This is a genomic window from Anaerorudis cellulosivorans, from assembly GCF_025943985.1.
Taxonomy (GTDB): Bacteria; Bacteroidota; Bacteroidia; order Bacteroidales; family Dysgonomonadaceae; genus Anaerorudis; species Anaerorudis cellulosivorans.
The window spans coordinates 1-19,549 of sequence record NZ_JAPCWE010000011.1 but is presented as its reverse complement, the minus strand read 5'-3'; the positions used below and the strand labels follow the sequence as shown (position 1 = coordinate 19,549).

Annotated in this window: 15 protein-coding genes, 1 tRNA gene and 1 pseudogene; 16 read left to right on the top strand and 1 reads right to left on the bottom strand. The window is 36.8% G+C overall.

The window, feature by feature from the left end; all coding sequences use genetic code 11:
- The first annotated feature begins 327 nt into the window (after positions 1-327).
- The 6 genes from OLM34_RS07380 to OLM34_RS07355 all read left to right on the top strand — a co-directional run bounded on the left by OLM34_RS07380 (position 328) and on the right by OLM34_RS07355 (position 5,704).
- Positions 328-401: transfer RNA gene (locus OLM34_RS07380), tRNA-Arg, on the top strand.
- Positions 402-781: 380 nt separating this feature from the next.
- Complete coding sequence (locus tag OLM34_RS07375) at positions 782-2,242, top strand: hypothetical protein (RefSeq protein ID WP_264406309.1); 1,461 nt, start codon at positions 782-784, stop codon at positions 2,240-2,242.
- A gap of 151 nt (positions 2,243-2,393) precedes the next feature.
- Positions 2,394-2,756 carry a helix-turn-helix domain-containing protein gene (locus OLM34_RS07370; protein WP_045090575.1) on the top strand — a complete coding sequence of 121 codons (363 nt, stop codon included), beginning with the start codon at positions 2,394-2,396 and terminating at the stop codon, positions 2,754-2,756.
- A complete protein-coding gene (locus tag OLM34_RS07365) occupies positions 2,753-3,025 on the top strand; it encodes a helix-turn-helix domain-containing protein (RefSeq protein WP_052673239.1) in 273 nt (90 codons plus the stop codon). Before OLM34_RS07370 ends, OLM34_RS07365 begins: the two co-directional genes overlap by 4 nt.
- Positions 3,009-4,556 carry a DNA primase family protein gene (locus tag OLM34_RS07360; RefSeq protein ID WP_264406301.1) on the top strand — a complete coding sequence of 516 codons (1,548 nt, stop codon included), beginning with the start codon at positions 3,009-3,011 and terminating at the stop codon, positions 4,554-4,556. Before OLM34_RS07365 ends, OLM34_RS07360 begins: the two co-directional genes overlap by 17 nt.
- 107 nt (positions 4,557-4,663) lie before the next feature.
- Positions 4,664-5,704, top strand: a complete 1,041-nt coding sequence (locus OLM34_RS07355) for a DUF6371 domain-containing protein (RefSeq protein WP_264406299.1) — start codon at positions 4,664-4,666, stop codon at positions 5,702-5,704.
- Positions 5,705-5,952: 248 nt separating this feature from the next.
- On the opposite strand, the gene erm(F) is transcribed toward OLM34_RS07355, so the two are convergent.
- Positions 5,953-6,753 (bottom strand): 23S rRNA (adenine(2058)-N(6))-methyltransferase Erm(F), encoded by an 801-nt coding sequence (gene erm(F), locus OLM34_RS07350; RefSeq protein WP_042005545.1) that lies wholly within the window; start codon positions 6,751-6,753, stop codon positions 5,953-5,955.
- A 275-nt stretch (positions 6,754-7,028) separates the two neighbouring features.
- Between erm(F) and OLM34_RS07345 the strand changes: the two are divergent.
- From OLM34_RS07345 to OLM34_RS07300, 10 genes and pseudogenes are all read left to right on the top strand, one after another.
- Positions 7,029-7,187: pseudogene (locus tag OLM34_RS07345) on the top strand (PG0870-related protein); the annotation flags it as partial.
- Between the two features lie 36 nt (positions 7,188-7,223).
- Positions 7,224-7,955 carry a DUF6371 domain-containing protein gene (locus OLM34_RS07340; protein ID WP_264406401.1) on the top strand — a complete coding sequence of 244 codons (732 nt, stop codon included), beginning with the start codon at positions 7,224-7,226 and terminating at the stop codon, positions 7,953-7,955.
- A 401-nt stretch (positions 7,956-8,356) separates the two neighbouring features.
- Positions 8,357-9,889, top strand: a complete 1,533-nt coding sequence (locus OLM34_RS07335) for a type I restriction-modification system subunit M (RefSeq protein ID WP_264406298.1) — start codon at positions 8,357-8,359, stop codon at positions 9,887-9,889.
- A 13-nt stretch (positions 9,890-9,902) separates the two neighbouring features.
- A complete protein-coding gene (locus OLM34_RS07330; protein WP_264406297.1) occupies positions 9,903-10,844 on the top strand; it encodes a hypothetical protein in 942 nt (313 codons plus the stop codon).
- Positions 10,841-11,299, top strand: a complete 459-nt coding sequence (locus OLM34_RS07325; protein ID WP_264406296.1) for a PIN domain-containing protein — start codon at positions 10,841-10,843, stop codon at positions 11,297-11,299. The genes OLM34_RS07330 and OLM34_RS07325 overlap by 4 nt, the downstream gene beginning before the upstream one ends.
- Positions 11,296-12,312, top strand: coding sequence for a PIN domain-containing protein (locus OLM34_RS07320; RefSeq protein WP_264406295.1), 1,017 nt, complete (start codon positions 11,296-11,298; stop codon positions 12,310-12,312). Before OLM34_RS07325 ends, OLM34_RS07320 begins: the two co-directional genes overlap by 4 nt.
- Complete coding sequence (locus OLM34_RS07315; protein ID WP_264406293.1) at positions 12,309-13,544, top strand: restriction endonuclease subunit S; 1,236 nt, start codon at positions 12,309-12,311, stop codon at positions 13,542-13,544. Before OLM34_RS07320 ends, OLM34_RS07315 begins: the two co-directional genes overlap by 4 nt.
- Positions 13,544-15,643 carry an ATP-binding protein gene (locus tag OLM34_RS07310; RefSeq protein WP_092027366.1) on the top strand — a complete coding sequence of 700 codons (2,100 nt, stop codon included), beginning with the start codon at positions 13,544-13,546 and terminating at the stop codon, positions 15,641-15,643. Before OLM34_RS07315 ends, OLM34_RS07310 begins: the two co-directional genes overlap by 1 nt.
- Entirely contained in the window at positions 15,633-18,788 is a 3,156-nt protein-coding gene (locus OLM34_RS07305; RefSeq protein WP_264406287.1) for a type I restriction endonuclease subunit R, read from the top strand. Before OLM34_RS07310 ends, OLM34_RS07305 begins: the two co-directional genes overlap by 11 nt.
- Before the next feature lie 348 nt (positions 18,789-19,136).
- The gene (locus OLM34_RS07300) at positions 19,137-19,451 is read left to right on the top strand and encodes a hypothetical protein (protein ID WP_264406285.1); all 315 of its coding nucleotides are present in this window, start codon (positions 19,137-19,139) and stop codon (positions 19,449-19,451) included.
- Positions 19,452-19,549: the final 98 nt, after the last annotated feature.

Genomic DNA, 19,549 nt, shown 5'->3' with positions numbered 1-19,549 from the left:
TAAAGACAAACGTGTAAAAATTGGAAATTTTCGTGTAAATTTGTATCAAATACAAACAGAATGGCACGAAAAAAGTTATCTCAATCGCAAATAGCGTGTATTATCCTTCTTTGGGTTGTTTTGGTCGTTTATATATTGACCATAGAAATTTCAATCCAAACGCTTATTGCTGTTATTTTCTCCGGGGCATTTATCTTTGTTCCTATTTACAAAAGTCTGAAAAAGTAGGATATTTTATGTCACCGCAGATCGCAGTAAATTCATTTTCGTAAATTTTTTTTATTGCAGTATTTGCGCTATTTTTGCAAATCGATATACTATAAGGATGGTCCGGTAGCTCAGTTGGATAGAGCAACAGCCTTCTAAGCTGTGGGTCGTGGGTTCGAATCCCGCTCGGATCACTGTAATAATCAAACACTTATCTAAATGTTTAGGTAAGTGTTTTTTTGTTTTGGGAAAACAATGGGAAAACTAGAGGCAACTAATACTAATATATATCCACAATTTTCAATAACCCTAAAACACGTATTTACATTAGTTTTTAACCTGAAGGACTTAAATCTATTAAAGATATTGTAATAATTAATTATATTTGTGAAAACAAGTTTGCACAACACTTTCCAGTATATTTATTGGTTTGTGGGATAATTTTAAGTTTCTGAATTCACTAAATGGATTCAGAAACTATTTATTTTAATTAACAAGCAACAAATACCGTGTGCGTAATAATAATCTGTAATGCTGAAATTTTAATCAAATTGAGGGGTTTTTTTAAAATTCTATGAGAGCAAAAGTATACGTTGAAACCAATAAAAAAGATATTTACTATTATGACCATGTAAAAAAAGCTGTATATGATCTATATCCATTAAGAGTTGATAAGATTCAAACCCTGGAATATTTTAATAATAATCTATATGCCGATGCCAGATTTCGGGCTTTTAAAAAAAACAATAACGATAAAATTAAAGAGTCCGATTTTAAAGAATTACCTGGTGAAGTAAATCGTGATATTGCTTATAAGGTTAGGATTGAACTATTGAATGTTATTTCAGACGATGATACTTTCATATTCGCGCATAATATATTAGCTCTAGGTATAAATAAATATGTTGAATCTCATAGATTAAATATTTGTAAGCCTAAACTGGAGAGTCTTGATGTTATATCAAAAATTGAGAATTTAATTTGCGAATATAAAGAAGATTATCCAAAATATAATTTGTCAGAATTCTTAATGCAGAAGGATCACTGGGAGTTTTATTGCAATCATAATAGTGAGCTTCAAAAGGATGAGGAATGGTGGCTTGAGGCTTTCAATTATGCTTATGAACTATTTGACAAAGTACGTGTGAAGTCTTATGATCCTTTTAAGGCACAGTATATCATTAAAAATATTTATTTTAATGATAAAGAGTTTGAGCCAATTATTGTTGCGATTATCAAAAATCTAATTGATAATTATAATTGCAATAATGATGATGAAAAAAGGAAGCGTTTGAAAATGCTATCAGTAATGATAGAAGAGTATAATAGTGAGAGTTACTTGAATATCGATAAGTATTATCAAAAAAAATTACCTTCTCTGAATCTTGATAAAATCAATTGGCTTAAAGCAACAAAGGTATTTAATTACAATATCATTAGAAAGTGGGTATTTCATGACTCCTTTAACCATGATCAGAGATTGAATATTATAAACCTTATAGAGAAAAAATACTATAAGGAAAAAGTAAGCCATCCAGATATTCTAATATATGATCTTTCAGAATATTTCCAGAACTTAAGAGATGAGGTTAATTCAAATCTAATTAAAGAGTGTGATGAGGTTAATTCATACAACGAGTCTTCATTTATGAAGGAAATTGAAGCTCTGAAAATTGATTTATTCCAAAAAACTAATGAAGTTGAGAGGTTATACCGGGAGAATGAAGCACTTAAAAAGGAGAATCAAAAACTTGCAAAAGATGTTTCTGATGATGGAATGACTGTTTCTCAACTGGCCATAACTTTCTACTACTTTTTTAATGAGTTGGGTGTAAATTTTGGTAATTCTGATAAGACTGAATGGGCAAAGTTGATTCATATAATAACCGGTAAGAGTAGAGAGAGGATCAGAAGAGCGCTTAATATTGAATTTGATACAAAAATCTCACAGAAAAATCTAAGATATATTGCTGGTTGTTTTCATAATTTATTCCCGCTTATCGAAGATAAAATAATAAAAGATATCAAAGAGTAAATTTGTAACCCCCTCTGTAACCCCTTCTGTAACTCCCTGACTCCGTTACAGCCTATATTTAGCTATCTATATTTGTCCCATCACCTCACTGTAGAGGTGGTGGCTTATTTTTTATTGGCACATAAATAAGTCTATTAATGCCATTAATATTATGGATGACAAAACAATTACATTTAATGAAGTACCTGAAGCAATTACTGTTCTGATTGAGAAAATTGGAAATCTTGAAAACATGATCGAAGCTACATTGAATTCCAAACCTGATGAAGTTGTATGGATGAATGTTGATGAACTGTGTTCTTATCTGCCAGCGAAGCCGGCCAAACAAACTGTTTACGGTTGGGTATGCTCTAAATTTATTCCTTATCATAAGAAAGGGAAGAAATTACAGTTTCTAAAAAGCGAAATTGATGAATGGTTGATAAGTGATAGCAAAGAAAAGGAAGATCTGGAAGCAGCTATTGAGGAACAGACTATGCGTATCCGTAATAATATAAGAAGGAGGAGCCTATGAAAGGAGTAGATTTAACTGATCGGCAAGATGAATGGTCTGACTGGATTGATGCTCAGGATGTATGCACTAACATGCATATTAGTCAGCGTACTTTACAGACCTGGAGAATTGAAGGTCTGCTCCCTTTCTCACGGATTAAAGGTAAGTTATATTACAGAAAGTCGGACATCTTTTTATTACTCAAAGAAAATTATAATGGTGATTTAAGAAGAGGTGATTACGAGAGTGAAGATGATGAGAAAGGAGGTATGAATGCTAGTGAAATGTGAAGTTAATGGAAGAGTAACTGAAGAAAATAATGTAGTAAGTGTTTCTGATAAACAAAATTTTATTGATTTACTCGATCTTGATTTAAGTGAATTTGAAAAACAGTTCGATTTAATTGAAAGTGAACCGGTTAAAGATCATTCTCAAATTCTGTTTTCTCTTTATGAGCAAATCGATGAGGTGGATTTCAGAAATGAGGCTGGTTTCTTAAATGATGATCAGAAATTACTGCAGAAGCATTTCCTTGTTACGTGTGTTGAGAAAATTCTTGAAACAGCGGATAAGAATAATTGGGGAGTTTGCAGGAATCATAATTTCATTTACTTGTATAATGGTGAGTATTGGAGTTGTGTAGAGTCTCAGGATTTCCAAATATTCCTTGGTAAGGCTGCCGAAAAAATGGGTGTTTATAAATTCGATGCCAGGCTATATACTTTTCGCCGACAATTGTTGCAACAATTTCTGTCTGTTTCCAGACTTCCAAAACCTCAACAGAATGATAATTCTGTTTTGATAAATCTTAAGAACGGTACCTTTGAGATCGATGGTAGTAAAATGCATCTGAGAAAGCCTGACAGGAATGATTTTCTAACTTATCAGCTTCCGTTCCCTTATGATGAAAAGGCAGAGTGTCCTATCTTTGATGATTATCTAAACACTGTTTTGCCCGATATAAACAGACAAAAGATATTAGCTGAATATCTCGGTTATCTTTTTATTAAAACTTCTGTTTTAAAACTCGAGAAGTCTCTGGTTTTATATGGTACCGGTGCAAATGGAAAGTCTGTTTTCTTCGAGATCGTTAATGCTCTCCTGGGTGGTACTGAAAACGTGAGTAATTTTTCTCTTCAGAACCTTACAAATGAAAATGGTTATTTTCGTTCTATGTTGGCCAATAAGCTTGTTAACTATGCAAGTGAGATTAATGGTAAGCTTGAAACATCTATTTTCAAACAGTTGGTGTCTGGTGAGCCTGTTGAGGCTCGACTACCATATGGTGAGCCATTCACGCTTACAAATTATGCTAAACTGATATTTAACTGCAATGAGCTTCCAAAGGATGTTGAGGTGAATAATGCATTCTTTCGTAGGTTTCTTATTATTCCTTTTGATGTTACAATTCCGGAGAATAAACAGGATAAACAGTTGGCTAGTAAAATAATTAATAATGAATTATCAGGAGTTTTCAACTGGGTCCTGGACGGACTGAAAAGGTTACTACAACAAAAGAACTTCACTCAGTGTGATGCGGCGGATAATATTCTAAATAAATATAAAAGGGAATCTAATACAGTTGCTCTCTTCATTGATGAGAGGTACAGCACTAATACTGATAAGTTTATTCCATTGAGTAAATTGTACAGTGATTTTAAATCTTTCTGTAAGGATGATAATTATATCCCGGTAACTAAGAGAAATTTTAGTGATCGAATCCGGAACCTGGGAATTCTTATTGAACGGAAAAATTATGGTATGGCTGTAAATGTTGAGAGAATAATATTCTCAACCTCGGACAATAATGCAGTAAGTTAAGGGTAAATTAAATAACTGTTCTAAATTCTGCACTTATTACACTTTCTACACTATTTCAAGATATTTAGACTGAAAAAGGCACGTTCTACACATAAAAAGTGTAGAATGTGCAGAAAGTGAACTTCCTGCAACACATTAATAATCTCATGTCTTTTTATAAACAACCATATCTCGAACCTTACAAGGGTATGGGTACACGTCACACTTGCCCAAATTGTAAAGTAAAGAAAACCTTTACTTTATATTTAGATGGAAATACTGGAGAACCAATTCATCCTACTGTTGGAATATGCAACCGGGCAATTAAATGTGGATATCACTATCCTCCACGACAATATTTTGCAGATCATCCCGAATTGTGGAAAAGTAGATCCGGAAAGTATATCTCTCAATCTAATAATAACCCTATAAGCTCCCATAACACAAACAGACGACCAAGTAAGCATTCTAAAACCAAACCTCAACTCTCATTAGATGTGCCACCAAGAATGGATTTAATCCCTCGTAAATACGTTAAAGAGTCCGTTTCAGCTAATTCTAACTTCGTCCGCTTTCTTTGTAAACATTTCCCTCGTGAGAACGTGAAAAAGGCAATAGAAAACTATGCCCTTGGAGCAACCAAAAATGGTAGTGTAATATTCTGGCAAATAGATATAAAAGGTAAAGTGCGTACTGGTAAGATAATGCAATATAATCCCGATACCGGAAAGCGAATCAAACACAAATCAGGTGCAATAAACTGGGTACACAATATTTTAAAAAGAAGAAATCCCAAATACACCAACTACAACCTCAACCAATGCTATTTCGGAGAACACCTACTCAAATTCTATCCTAACAAAACGATCGCAATTGTTGAGGCAGAGAAGACCGCAGTCATAGCAAGCATGATCTTCGATAATTATAATTGGCTTGCAGCCGGAAACCTCAACGGCCTCAACATTGAAAAATCAAAAGTCCTACGCGATAAACATGTAATCTTATTCCCTGATGCCGGCTGTTATCAAAGATGGACAAAGAAATCAATGCAAATCAAAAGCGAAGTCTTCTGTAAAATCGAAACATCCCACCTAATTGAAAATCACGCTACTGCAGATCAAACCACAGACGGTTACGATATCGCAGATTATATTATTGAGGGTTTTTAGTTTATTCTATTTATATTTTTCGTTATCTTTGAATTTTAACATAATTAGATTTGTTAACTAAAAAAAGATATAATAAATCATATTCGAATAACTTTCGTAAACATTCCGGTTATGCAGGGATATACGAATGTTATAAATCGGATATTTGCGAAAGTTGTTTATTTATTACGTAAATAACACGTTATGCGGCAGCTTAAAAGACGACACCAAACCAAAAAAAATCACCTTGACAACCACCCGACTTTGAACTACGAAGGATGAAATTTTTCAGGGACAACTTCCAGCATTTCCAAAAAACAGTTTACCCATTGACTTGGAGACAAACAAACAATTTGAGCATTAAGGTTTAAACCGAATTTTTCCGAAATTGACCTGACCTGACTTTTCCTGAAAATCGACTTTAAAGCTGTTTTTACAGATAAATCAGGTTTCTCTAACAGACAGGAAATAAATGCTAAGTATTTGGCTTTAAACTTAAAATCAAAAAATAAGTGTTTTCTTTTAATGTTTAACAGGGCTGATTTGACAGTTGGCGGTGGCAAGAAACTTTCAGGACCTACCTCATAGACAAGTTTCAAATCAAAAAAAGTATGATAGAAAACGGTATATGGATTGTAAAGCTTCCTCGAAAATAACTTTTGTGTAGGTTCTAACTGAAGGATAATGGAACCTCCCAGAAAATTTCCAAGACTCTCAAACATCAGGATTTTGAAAATATCGGAAGTAATGCCATAAGGAATATTTGACACCACTTTGAAAGGAAATTTCGGAACTGCAAAATTCCTAAAATCACAACCGACAACTTGAACATTTCGGGCATCAGAAAATAATTTTCGTAAATGTTCAACCAAAGCTGTGTCGTTTTCAATAGCAACAACATTGTTGGCGATTTTTAATAAATGAACAGTAAGAAACCCCTTGCCTGCCCCAATATCTAAAACCGTATCCTGATTACTTATATTTGCTTGTCTTATTGCATCTTTTATTAGCACTTTATCAATAGTAAAGTGCTGACCCGTAAAACGAACGGGCAATTTCTTTTTTGTCATTAGTAACTTCTTACAGGTGAATACTTGAATTCAAATCACAATTCATAATTCAAAAATTGAAATTGCTTGACTGCAAATTTAGTAACTTTGCTTGACAAATTAACGAGAAAGAAGAGAAAATGAAAGCCGACCGCATAACATCACCTATACGCAAGCAGGGGGTTCGTGCTTCGTAAGACAGGAAAGTGGTAAATTTGAAGTTCAGTTCTTCGTAGGAAGTTCAGTGGTTAAAATCCCTGCCTGCGTATAGCTGAGAAACGTTTCTCGAACCTTATAAGGGTAGGGGAACACGTCATACTTGCCCAAATTGTAAAGTAAAGCAAACCTTTACTTTATATTTGGATGGAAACACAGGAGAACCAATTCATCCTACTGTTGGAATATGCAACCGGGCAATTAAATGTGGATATCACTATCCTCCACGACAATACTTTAATGATCATAAATATAATAAACCAAACTCAGCACCTTTGCAGGCTCACACAGTTCGCCTGAAGACTTCGCAACGTAAGATAGATTGTATCCCTCTCAGTTATGTTAAACAATCCGTCTCGTTCAACTCTAATTTTGTACGCTTCCTGTGCAAGCACTTTTCGCGCGATAAAATTGAAAATGCAATGAGAAATTACGCTCTTGGAGCAACAAAAAACCAAAGCGTCATTTTCTGGCAGATCGATATAAATGGTAAAGTTCGCACCGGAAAGATAATGCAATACAACCCCAACACCGGGAAACGAATCAAAAACAAGACCGGAGCAATAAACTGGGTGCACAACATATTAAAAAAAAGAAACTCCAAAAAAGGAAACACCAAAAAAAGTAATTCCGAATCTGCCAACTTCAACCTATGCCAATGCTACTTCGGTGAACACCTCATCCGCCTTTACCCCGACAAACCAATCGCAATCGTTGAGGCAGAAAAAACAGCCGTTATAGGAAGTATTATCTTCGATAACTACAATTGGCTTGCAGCAGGCAACCTCAACGGCCTAAACGTTGAGAAATCAAGAGTACTCCAAAATAAAAATGTAGTCCTATACCCCGATGCCGGTTGCTTTGATAAATGGGAAAAGAAATCAATGCAAATAAAAAGCGCAGTGTTCTGTAAAATCGAAATATCAAATCTCATTGAAAAACATGCCTCTGCATATCAAGCTGAAGAAGGTTATGATATCGCAGATTATATTATTGAGAGCTTTTAGTTTTTTCTATTTATATTTTTTGTTATCTTTGGTTTCTTAACTAAAAAAAGACATAATAATTCATATTCAAATAACTTTCGCAAACACCCCCGATTTCGCACGGTATACGAATGTTATAAATCGGATATTTACGAAAGTTGTTTATTTATTGCGTAAATAAGACGTTGTGTGCAACCCTAAAAAACAACACGACCGACAGAAAACGAACAGAAAAATGAAAGAAAAAATGCCAACGCTTCAGCAAAATCAAAAGAGCTGCATCCCCACGCTCATAGCCAACGCAATGCAGCACATTTGCTTTTGCCCCAACGCACCATGGGACAACTATCACGGTTTGACAGAACGACAAGGCATTTAAAAAACTAGCTTTGACAATTAAAATTTAGCATAACAGACAACAAATGAGTGAGAATTTAGAATTAGAAAAAACCCTTTGGCAAGCAGCCGACAAACTTCGCAACAATATGGATGCGGCTGAATATAAGCATGTTGTCTTAGGGTTGATTTTCCTAAAATATATTTCAGACGCTTTTGAAGAGCTTTACGATCAACTGGAAGCGACCAAACACGAAACGGGAGCCGATCCGGAAGATAAAGATGAATACACCGCAGAAAGAGTTTTTTATGTGCCACCACAGGCACGTTGGAAATGGCTTCAAGGCAGAGCTAAACTGCCGACAATAGGCAAAGAGATTGACGAAGCAATGGACAGCATTGAAAGAGACAATGTTGCACTAAAAGGCGTTTTGCCAAAAGACTATGCCCGACCTGCACTCGACAAACAAAGACTTGGTGAACTTATTGACCTGATTGGCTCCATCTCTCTAAGCAAAGGCGGAAACGGAAAAGGCAAAGACGTTTTGGGCTTTGTATTCGAATATTTCTTGGGACAGTTTGCAGATGCCGAAGGCAAAAAAGGCGGACAGTTTTATACGCCTGCCAGCATTGTAAAACTCCTGGTGGAAATGCTTGCCCCCGAAGCTGAAAAACGGGTGTATGACGGTTGTTGCGGCAGCGGTGGAATGTTTGTCCAAAGCGAAAAGTTCATTGAACTGCACGAACACCGCAAAGGCAAAATTTCCATCTTTGGACAAGAGAGCAACCCTACTACCTATCGGTTGGCAAAAATGAATTTGGCCATCCGTGGGATTGACGCCAAAATTGAATTAGGGGACACTTTGATGAATGACAAGTTCCCTGATCTAAAAGTGGATTATATATTGGCAAATCCACCATTCAATGTTAGTGATTACAATATCAACAAAGCAGAAACCCACAAGTGGAAATACGGAATGCCGCCTGCAGGCAATGCCAACTATGCTTGGTTGCAACATTTTGTGAGCAAATTAGCACCTTATGGCACGGCAGGTATTGTTTTGGCTAACGGAAGTATGAGTTCTGAAATAGCCACCGAAGGTGAAATCAGAAAAGCAATGATTGAAGCCGACTTGGTGGATTGTATGGTAGCATTGCCTTCGCAATTGTTTTACAATACCCAAATTCCAGCTTGTTTGTGGTTTTTAGCGCGCAACAAAACTGAAACCAACAAATTCAGAAACCGCACCCATGAAGTGCTTTTTATTGACGCCCGAGAGATGGGAACAATGATTAGCAGAAAACAACGTGAACTGACCGACAAGGATATAACTCAAATCGCGGACACTTACCATAAATGGCGAAGCAAAGAGCAATTTAGCGAATACAAAGACATTCCAGGTTTTTGTAAATCTGCCAATATTCAAGATATCCGCAAAAACAATTATATCCTGACTCCGGGAAGATACATTGACTTCAAACAAGTAGAAGAAGACGATGAGGCATTTGAAGAAAAAATGCAAAAACTCACCACTACCCTTTCAGCGCAAATGCAGAAAGCAAAAGAATTGGATGATGCGATAAAGGCAAATCTGAAGAAAATTGGTTTCACCATTTAAAACGGAAAAGACAATGAATTACGATATAAAAATAGTTGGCGAAGATGAAGACAACGGGTTATTGGAATTTGACCGATTAAACCTGTTGACAAAATCTACCAAAGACATTGCTACCAAAGCTTTAATGTTCAGGTTGCGTGGATTTAGTGACATTACACCTGACAAGAACTTAAAAAAGGCTTTAGCAATGCGCTTGCAAAGTATTTCAGGAAGTAACCAGGAAGGCACTTCTCTGACCATTGATTGTGCCCATTTTTCTGAGACAATCAAAGGGCTTCAATATGAGCTTTTTAAGCCTACGGAGGAAATTTTGCAATTAACCCCGATGGCTTTGGTGATTCATTCTTTCCAAACAGCCCTGAAACAAGATAATAAAGATGCAGACTTGGACAAGCCTCTATTGAAAGCATTAATGAGCTTCAAAAAAAACTTCATTAGTGATAACGAAATCTTCTATTTGGCAAACCGTGGAACCATTGCCGAAGTACAACTGACAAAAGACGATTTCCAAAAAATAGGGCAGTTGGAGGAAAGTATTCCTGACCCCCAAAAAGTAATCATAAATGGACAATTGGATGAAATGAAGGTGTCCAAAGGAAAACTCGGTTTACAGACAGAGCAGGGTTTTGTAAATGTCTTTGCCAACGATAAGGCCATCATTGACAACATTGTCAGCTTTATGGGTAAAGAAGTAACCATTTCCGGAACGGCTCACTTTAAGCCAAATGGTCAGTTGAGTTTTGTGGAGATACAAGATTACAGCAAACCGGGAGCAAGAGATAAGTTCTTCTCTAAAAAACCTTCGGCAATGACTGCCCAGCAACAATTACTATTTCAAGCAAAGCAGCAAAAAAAATCAAACTCGCTTTCAGCCTTGAAAAGTATTTCGGGCTTGCTGAAAGATGAAATCAGTGATGAACAATTTACAGAAATGCTTAAAGATATACACAGATGAAAAACATCGTAATCGATACCTGTGTATTTATCCATATTGTAAGAGATACCGACACAGGAAGAAAATGCATCGAAGCACTCGAAAAATATGATGAAGCAGCAAATGTTATTGTATCTGTGGTAACTAAGGCAGAATTAGCTTCTTTCATTGCTCAAAACAACTGGGGCAAATCTAAAATAGACAAACTCAATAAAATACTTGAAGAAATTACATATATCGACATTTCCAATGCCGACCAGTTGTTGATTGACTCATATACCGAAATTGACGCATTTTCAAAGCGGAAAATCAAAGACAAAAGTGGTAATCTTCTCGATGGTTCAGCCAGAAAGATGGGCAAAAACGACCTTTGGATTGCGGCAACGGCCTATTCACTTGATATCCCTTTAATGACAACTGATGGGGATTTTGATCATTTGAATGGTTCAATGATGAACATAATGAAAATTGTATGAGCCAGCGGTTGAGAACTTTGATTGTATTTGACACCAACGTATTGCGTGATATGTTAGGCAAGGAAGTCGTGTATAATTCTTTCACTTTTGGCAAAACATACAACGAACTCGATACCTTCATAAAGGAAAACGGATTAGAAGAGTATGTAAAACTTTCCGTTTCTACTATGGTCATTGAAGAACTTAAAAACCAAAAGAAACGGGCATACAAACAAGACATTGCGAACCTGAAAGAAATCGTTAAACGGCTTGAAGGTTTACCACATATTCCAGAAGGCTCAATTCCTATTCCTGATGAGGACTTTGATTGTGGAGCTTTCATAGAGCAAAAAGCAGCAACCTACATAGCAGAAAATCAAATCAACACCTTGATTTACAAAGATGAACACGCTTCTTCTATTTTGAACAATATGGTTCAAAAGGTAGTATACACGGATAAACCGCTTTCACCTTTTGCCATTTCAGGACCATATAAAGATGCAGGTTTCAAGGATGGTATTATTTGGGAAACCCTGATGCACTTTGAAACGGTATTGGAATATGACAAAGTGATTTTCCTTTCTAAAGATGGCGACTACAAGGAAAACTGTTTGGACGACTTCAAAGAGAAATGGAACAGACACATCAAAATTGAAAAGGATAAAAACAACGTAATAGCCGAACTCAAAAGAGATTACGGCAACTATATTGAAGAACGAGCCATTCACGATTTTGCAGACAAAGAATATTTCAGGGATTATCTGTTTGACCAACTGAAAGTAAAAACGGAAATCGCCATTAACGGCTCAAACTTCAAGATTGAAAATTTTGTAATTGAAAATCCCTGCACGTTGGTTGAGCGGATGCCGCCATGTGATGAAGGAGATGAATACATCATCATTCATTCTCAAATCATCATTCACTTTACCGCAGCAGGTGAGAAAAAACAACAGGTGGTGATGGCACAAACCGAACTTGCAGATGAAGAAAGCAAGGAAATTATTCAAACCACCTACGACATTGAATTAATATGAGCGAATTGAAAAAATATAAATTAGGTGATTTGGGCTTTTTCTTTGGTGGTGTAACTTCTATCAAAAAAGAAGACTACGGACACGGAACGCCTTTTTTGCCTTATAAGAACGTTTACAAAAACTCGAAGGTGAATGTAAACGAATTGGAATTAATGAATGTACGTCCTTTGGATTTGGAAAGGCGTAATGCCGTTTATGGAGATATTTTCTTTACCGCTTCGTCTGAAACACCTGATGAAGTAGCAATGTCTTCCGTATTGTTAGACGAAGTGGAAAACCTGACCTTTAATGGTTTTTGCAAAAGGTTCAGATTAAATGATTTTAATACCTTGCTACCTGAATATGCTCGCTACTTGTTCCGTGATATTTCATTCAGACGAGAAGTGTACCAGTTGGCAACAGGCGACATTCGTTTCAATATCAGTCAAGAAAGTTTGGCAAACATTGAAATTGAAATTCCCGACCTACCCACCCAACGCCAAATCGCCCAAATCCTTTCTTCCCTTGACGACAAAATAGAACTCAACCTGCAAATGAACCAAACTTTGGAAGCTATGGCACAAGCCATTTTCAAAGAGTGGTTTGTGGATTTCAACTTCCCCGGCTTTGATGGCGAGTTGGTGGATGGACTGCCGAAGGGGTGGAGAATTGTTGAATTGTCAAGTCTAATTTCAGTAAAAGATGGTACTCACGATTCGCCAAAACAACAACAAGAAGGTAAATACTTAATTACTTCAAAACATCTTAAAAATCATTTCATTGATTTTTCAAGCGCATATAAAATCTCAGATGATGATTTCAATAAAGTAAACAAAAGAAGTAAGGTTGATAGATTGGACATTTTAATTACAATGATTGGTACAGTTGGGAATCTCTATTTTGTTCACGAAAATGAAATTGACTTTGCTATTAAGAATATTGGATTGTTCAAAGCTTCTGAGAGACCTGATTTAGCATATTTTTTATATTTCACGATTGACTCTAAAGAAACATCAGAATATTTCACAAAAAGATTGGCAGGCTCAACTCAACAATATTTGACATTAGAAACTTTGCGGCAAACACCTATCCTTTTGCCTGATGATGAAACCTTAAATTCGTTTAATGAATATGCTAAAACAATTTACGAGAGAATAGACATAAACAGTCAAAATATCCATTCACTAACCCAAACCCGTGACACACTTCTACCTAAGTTAATGAGCGGAAATATAGCAGTAATGAACACATAATGGATAAATTGAAATTCTATATAACCAATCGTTTTATCCTGCTTATTATAAGCGTGATTTTGTTTGTTGGCATTCATTACCTGTTTACAGGCTCAATTTTGCCGGACACAACAACAAAGAATATTTGGTTTTATTCAGGGCTTTTTATGCTCTTTTTTTCAATTCTTTTCATTGAGCCTTACTACTCATCACCAAAAAATGTAATCACCAATTCTATTCCTTTATTGTTAGTTTATGTTTCTGTAAAAAAATCATTTACTCACAATGGATTGTGGGTTACCACTATTTCAATTATTGGCTTGTTATTAATTGTGTCAATTGTTGCCATTGCAATCAGTTCAGATAACGAAAGCCCCGATTCTACAAGAAACAAGATATCAGCCACATTAAAAAACATTGCGGTATTCTTTGGTCGTGGCAAAATCATTTACTCTTTTGTTTTCATATCTGTTTTGATACTATATAAAGCCGAAATCTTAACAGAAGTAAGCGATACCTATTTGTTTACAATGATTATTCTGTGGGGATTAGTTTTAATCATAGATTCACAGTCTCTTCACAATTCATTTAGAAGAGAAAAAAGGCAGTTGTATTCTAATGCTATTGGTGAAATATTTGGTGTACAATCCAAAAAAATATTTTTAGCCAAGCTGTTTGAAGATAAAGGCAAAAGTATAAGGAAGTTCGACATTGTAAAATTCAAATACTCAATGCAGGATTCTGATGAGTATGCTATTGCAGGAATTGTGTTTGACACGTACTTGCTTAATCAGGAAAAATGGGTTAAAGTTTTACAGTTAGGAACTGCCGAGAAGGATTTGGTTAATTACAGTAAAAACATAGTCTATAAAGTAACTGAAAAGGAAGAGCTTAAAAGTCTAACAACCGAACTTAATGTTGAAAATTTTGTAGGGGTTGTAATTGAGAAATCGACTATTGGTACTATCAGATTCGAATATTCTAAGAAAACAGATGACATTCAAGAAGGAGACTTACTTGAACTTAAAATTGGTAAACGTAGATTGTTTTATCAGGTGATAAGCGGCTCAACTGAGTATGAAAAATTAGAGAGCAAAAATGAAACAGGATTTATTGAAGGCGAAGCAATTCAATTAGGTGAATGGCAAAATGATTTACTTTCCTTCCAAAAGTTTGGATGGGTTCCAGCCATTAACACTCCTATTTTTAAAGCAGATACAAGTAATATTCAGGTACAAGAATATACTTATCCTGATTTCAAATTAGGAACAATTCCTAATACACAATTACCATCTGTTATTAACTTGCACGAAGCTGTAAGTCATCATTTAGCATTATTGGGGGTAACAGGTTCGGGCAAATCATTTCTTGCAAGGGAAGTTATCAAGTCGCTATTGACAGACACTAATGTCATTTGCATTGATTTCACAGGGGAATACAAGAAAGATTTAGAAGCCCTCAAGCCCTCTGAATTAATAAAAGTAGATGGTTTAGATGCTCTTGAAGAGAATTTTGCTGAAAAACATAGAAAAGCTTTAAACCGCCAACCAGATGAAGAACTTAAATTAAAAAAACAGATTCAAGGCAAACTTGATGAATATGTTAAACATTTTATTGAAGGTGAAAATAATCTTGGATTGTTTGAATTACCAGCTTTATCCAACACATCCTTTATCATAGAGTTCACACAATTTTTCATAGAGAGTGTATTCAATTATGCTAAATCAAATGAAGGTAGCCGAATTTGTTTAGTTCTTGAAGAAGCTCATACCATTGTTCCTGAAACCAATTTTTTAGGAGATTTAGGGGATTACGGTAGTACCAAAGCATTGGTAAACAAAATGTCTCAAATCGCACTACAAGGGCGAAAATATGGCGTTGGGCTAATGGTTATTGCTCAAAGAACAGCGAATGTTTCTAAAACTGTCCTTACACAATGTAATTCAATTGTTTGCTTTCAGGCTTTTGATGAAACAAGTTTTACATTTTTAGGAAATTATATCGGTAAAGACTTAGTACAAGCTTTACCAAATTTGAAACGGTATCACGCAATAGTTACAGGAAAAGCTATCCGCTCTAATGTACCTATGATAGTCAATTTAGAAAGAAATGAAGAATAGCATCACCGAAAACCAAATAGAAGAAATTGCATTAGGTTATTTACAAAGTTTAGGCTATGAATACCTGAACGGAGTAAATATATCTCCCGATGGCGATCACCCCGAAAGAAAATACAACGAGGTAGTATTAACCACTCGCTTGCGTGATGCCATTGACAAACTCAATCCCAACATTTCGCAAGATGCCAAAGAAGATGCCCTGAAAAAAGTATTGCGTACTGAAAGCCCCAATGCCTTAATCAACAACGAAAACTTTCACCGCTACCTAACCGATGGCGTGGACGTGGAAATGAGAACCGAAAACGGCATTCGTGGCGAGAAAATTTATATTGTCGATTTTGAAAAACCCGAGAACAACGAGTTCTTAGCAGTCAACCAGTTTACAGTAGTAGAAGGCAACCAAAACAAACGCCCAGATATAATCCTGTTTGTAAACGGCTTGCCTTTGGTAGTGATAGAACTCAAAAATGCCGTTGATGAAAACGCCAATCTGAAATCGGCATTCAACCAATTGCAAACCTACAAACAAGCCATTCCTTCACTGTTCACTTATAATAGTTTACTCATCATCAGTGATGGTTGGGATGCCCGTTGTGGCACCATTACCAGCGATTACGGCAGGTTTATGACTTGGAAAACCAAAGACGGACAAACCACAGCCGACCATTTGCAACCCCAAATGGAAGTGATGTTTCACGGAATGTTGAACAAACACACGCTATTGGACTTAATCCGCCAGTTTATTGTATTTGAAAAAAGCGACAGCAAAACACTCAAAAAAGTAGCTGCCTATCATCAATATTATGCTGTAAACAAAGCCGTAGAAAGCACTGTAACCGCAAGCGGAAGCAATGGCGACAGGCGTGGCGGTGTGATTTGGCACACACAAGGAAGCGGCAAAAGTTTGAGTATGGTATTCTTTTCTGGCAAGCTCATCATTGAGCCGAGAATGGAAAATCCCACTTTGGTCATCCTGACAGATAGAAACGACTTAGACGAGCAACTGCACGAAACCTTTACCAATTGCCAACAACTTTTAAGGCAAGAACCCCAAAAAGCCGAAAGCCGCAAGGAATTACGCCAATTGCTCAAAGTGGCATCAGGGGGCATTGTGTTTACCACCATTCAGAAGTTTATGCCAATTCCTGCCGACATTGTGCAGCCCGAAAATGAAAATGTAGTAAACGAACCAAGTGTAGAATATATTGGTGCAGACATACAGGCACTCAGCGAACGGAAAAATATTGTAGTCATAGCAGATGAAGCCCACAGAAGTCAGTACGATTTTATTGATGGCTTTGCCAAACATTTACGTGATGCTTTGCCCAATGCCACGTTTATAGGTTTCACAGGCACACCCATTGAAACCACCGACAAAAACACCCAGGCAGTTTTCGGTAACTATGTGGACATTTACGACATTCAGCAAGCCGTAAACGACAAAGCCACCGTTCCGATTTTCTATGAAAGCCGTTTAGCAAAAGTCCATTTCAACGAAGACGAAAAAGTAAGCCTAGACGAGCAGTTTGAAGAGCTCACCGAAGGGGAAGAACTGAGCAACCGCCAGCAAATGCGGCAAAAGTGGACACGGTTGGAAGCCATAGTAGGCAACCCCAACCGACTTCAAAAAATTGCCGAAGATTTGGTGTATCACTTTGAGCAACGCAATGCCGTGTTGGACGGCAAAGCAATGATTGTGTGTATGAGCCGTAGAATTTGTGTGGAACTCTATGAAGCCATTATCAAAATCCGTCCGTTGTGGCATTCAGATGATGACGACAAAGGCACGATAAAAGTAATAATGACAGGCAGCAGCAGTGATGCCTTGAATATGCAGGCCCACATTCGCAACAAACCGAGAAGAAAAGCCATTGGCGACCGCCTGAAAAATCCAAACGACCCATTGAAGTTGGTGATTGTTCGGGATATGTGGCTCACAGGATTTGATGCCCCTTGTTTGCATACGCTCTATGTGGACAAGCCAATGCGTGGACACAACCTGATGCAAGCCATAGCAAGGGTAAACCGAGTATTTACCGAAGGAAAAGAAGGCGGTTTGGTAGTGGACTATTTGGGCATTGCTCAAGAACTGAAAACTGCATTAGCCGATTACACCGCAAGCGGTGGCGAAGGCAAACCTACACTCGACCAGGAATTGGCAGTTGCCAAAATGTTGGAGCTGCACGAAGCAATAGACTACCAGTTAAGGCATTTTGATTGGCGTAAATTCTTCACGCTTACCCCCGAAGAAAAACTGAAATTCATTCCCGTTATCGTGGATTACATTTTCAGTCAAGAAAACGGAGAGCAGAGTTTTACCGAAAACACGAAAAACCTATTGAAAGCCTTTGCGATTTCCGTTCCCCACGAGCGGGCAATGGCAATCCGTGATGATGTGGCATTGTTTCAAGCCATCAAATCAAGGTTGGTAAAAATATCCGACCGAAACGAAGGCGGCAAAACGGATGAAGAAATGGAAACCGCCATCAAGCAAATCATTTCAGAAGCCATCACAGCCGACAATGTAATTGACATTTTTGATGCCGCAGGACTGAAAAAGCCCAACATTGAAATCCTTGACGAACGCTTTTTGCAAGAATTGAAAGACTTGCCACAAAAGAATTTAGCCGTTGAGTTATTGAAAAAACTACTCAAAGATGAAATCAAGAAGCGGACAAAAATCAATTTGGTAGAAAGCAAGAAATTTTCCGAAATGTTGGAAGATGCCATCAAGCGCTACCACAACGGAATGATTGACACGGTTGAGTTTTTGGAAAAAGTGCTTATTCCTTTTGCTCAACAAATGAAAGAAGCAGACAAACGTGGCGAAAAATTGGGATTGGATTACAGGGAATATGCTTTTTACACAGCTTTGGAAGTAAATAACAGTGCTGTTGCAATTCTGGGAGATGATATTTTAAAACACATAGCTCAAGAACTATTAAAAACGGTACGCAACAGCACTACAATAGATTGGACTATTAAAGAAAGTGTTCAAGCAACATTGCGTAGGAACGTAAGACGTATCTTGAGGAAGTTCGGCTATCCCCCAGACTTGCAAGAAAAAGCGGTTGAAACAGTGATTACCCAAGCAAAAATGTTGGCAGAAGATTTGGTAAAAAATGGAGACAAAAAAGAAGAATAAGCCAACGCTATTGGTGGCACATTTGCAAAACCGCACAAGCCCACGCTAAAGCCAAGTTTTGCAAAAGATCCACCAAGCCAACGCACGATAAAACCGACACTAAATGACTGACAAACAGACAAATAAAACAGAAGGGCAGCACACAACAGGCGTTTGGCGGCAATGGCGGGTGACGTGGTTAATTGAACATTCTACCTCGCATCAACTTTTGTGGTGTATTGACAGTTTAGTGCTCCGAAATCCGCCACTGCGCCAAGCCGCAAACCGTTAGCGTTCATACCAAAAGACCGAGCAATTAGACAAATAAAACTTTAATTTTTAACATTTATATTTAAACAAAAGCAAGAAATGAGAAAACTATTTTTACTAATCACTTTAACGATTAGTTTGACAAGCTTTGGACAGGAAGTAACCAACGATTTGAGTAAAGTATTTAGAATAAATGCCTTAAACCCTGGACTAGAATTTGAGATGCCGATTTCAAATAAATCGACTATTGCAATAAATCCAGGAATTGGAATTCATGGTAGTTATATGCACCTTGAGTATGATTATTTGGTAAGTGGAGTAACATATTATATTTCGCCGTTTTTGGACTTGTCATACAAAAAGATTTACAATCGGACTAAAAGACTTGATATTCCGGTGATATCCACCCAGTGATTCCGGTGATACCCACCCACTGGCTGAACTATCAATTTGGCAAAGTTATCTTTTTTTTCTTAAACTATCTCCTTTTAATTCGATTCTATGTGAAGGAA

Bases quoted from the DNA above. Each gene is read 5' to 3' on its own strand.
- OLM34_RS07375 (WP_264406309.1), top strand. From the start codon at position 782: ATGAGAGCAAAAGTATACGTTGAAACCAATAAAAAAGATATTTACTAT.
- OLM34_RS07370 (WP_045090575.1), top strand. From the start codon at position 2,394: ATGGATGACAAAACAATTACATTTAATGAAGTACCTGAAGCAATTACT.
- OLM34_RS07365 (WP_052673239.1), top strand. From the start codon at position 2,753: ATGAAAGGAGTAGATTTAACTGATCGGCAAGATGAATGGTCTGACTGG.
- OLM34_RS07360 (WP_264406301.1), top strand. From the start codon at position 3,009: ATGCTAGTGAAATGTGAAGTTAATGGAAGAGTAACTGAAGAAAATAAT.
- OLM34_RS07335 (WP_264406298.1), top strand. From the start codon at position 8,357: ATGAGTGAGAATTTAGAATTAGAAAAAACCCTTTGGCAAGCAGCCGAC.
- OLM34_RS07330 (WP_264406297.1), top strand. From the start codon at position 9,903: ATGAATTACGATATAAAAATAGTTGGCGAAGATGAAGACAACGGGTTA.
- OLM34_RS07325 (WP_264406296.1), top strand. From the start codon at position 10,841: ATGAAAAACATCGTAATCGATACCTGTGTATTTATCCATATTGTAAGA.
- OLM34_RS07320 (WP_264406295.1), top strand. From the start codon at position 11,296: ATGAGCCAGCGGTTGAGAACTTTGATTGTATTTGACACCAACGTATTG.
- OLM34_RS07315 (WP_264406293.1), top strand. From the start codon at position 12,309: ATGAGCGAATTGAAAAAATATAAATTAGGTGATTTGGGCTTTTTCTTT.
- OLM34_RS07310 (WP_092027366.1), top strand. From the start codon at position 13,544: ATGGATAAATTGAAATTCTATATAACCAATCGTTTTATCCTGCTTATT.
- OLM34_RS07305 (WP_264406287.1), top strand. From the start codon at position 15,633: ATGAAGAATAGCATCACCGAAAACCAAATAGAAGAAATTGCATTAGGT.
- OLM34_RS07300 (WP_264406285.1), top strand. From the start codon at position 19,137: ATGAGAAAACTATTTTTACTAATCACTTTAACGATTAGTTTGACAAGC.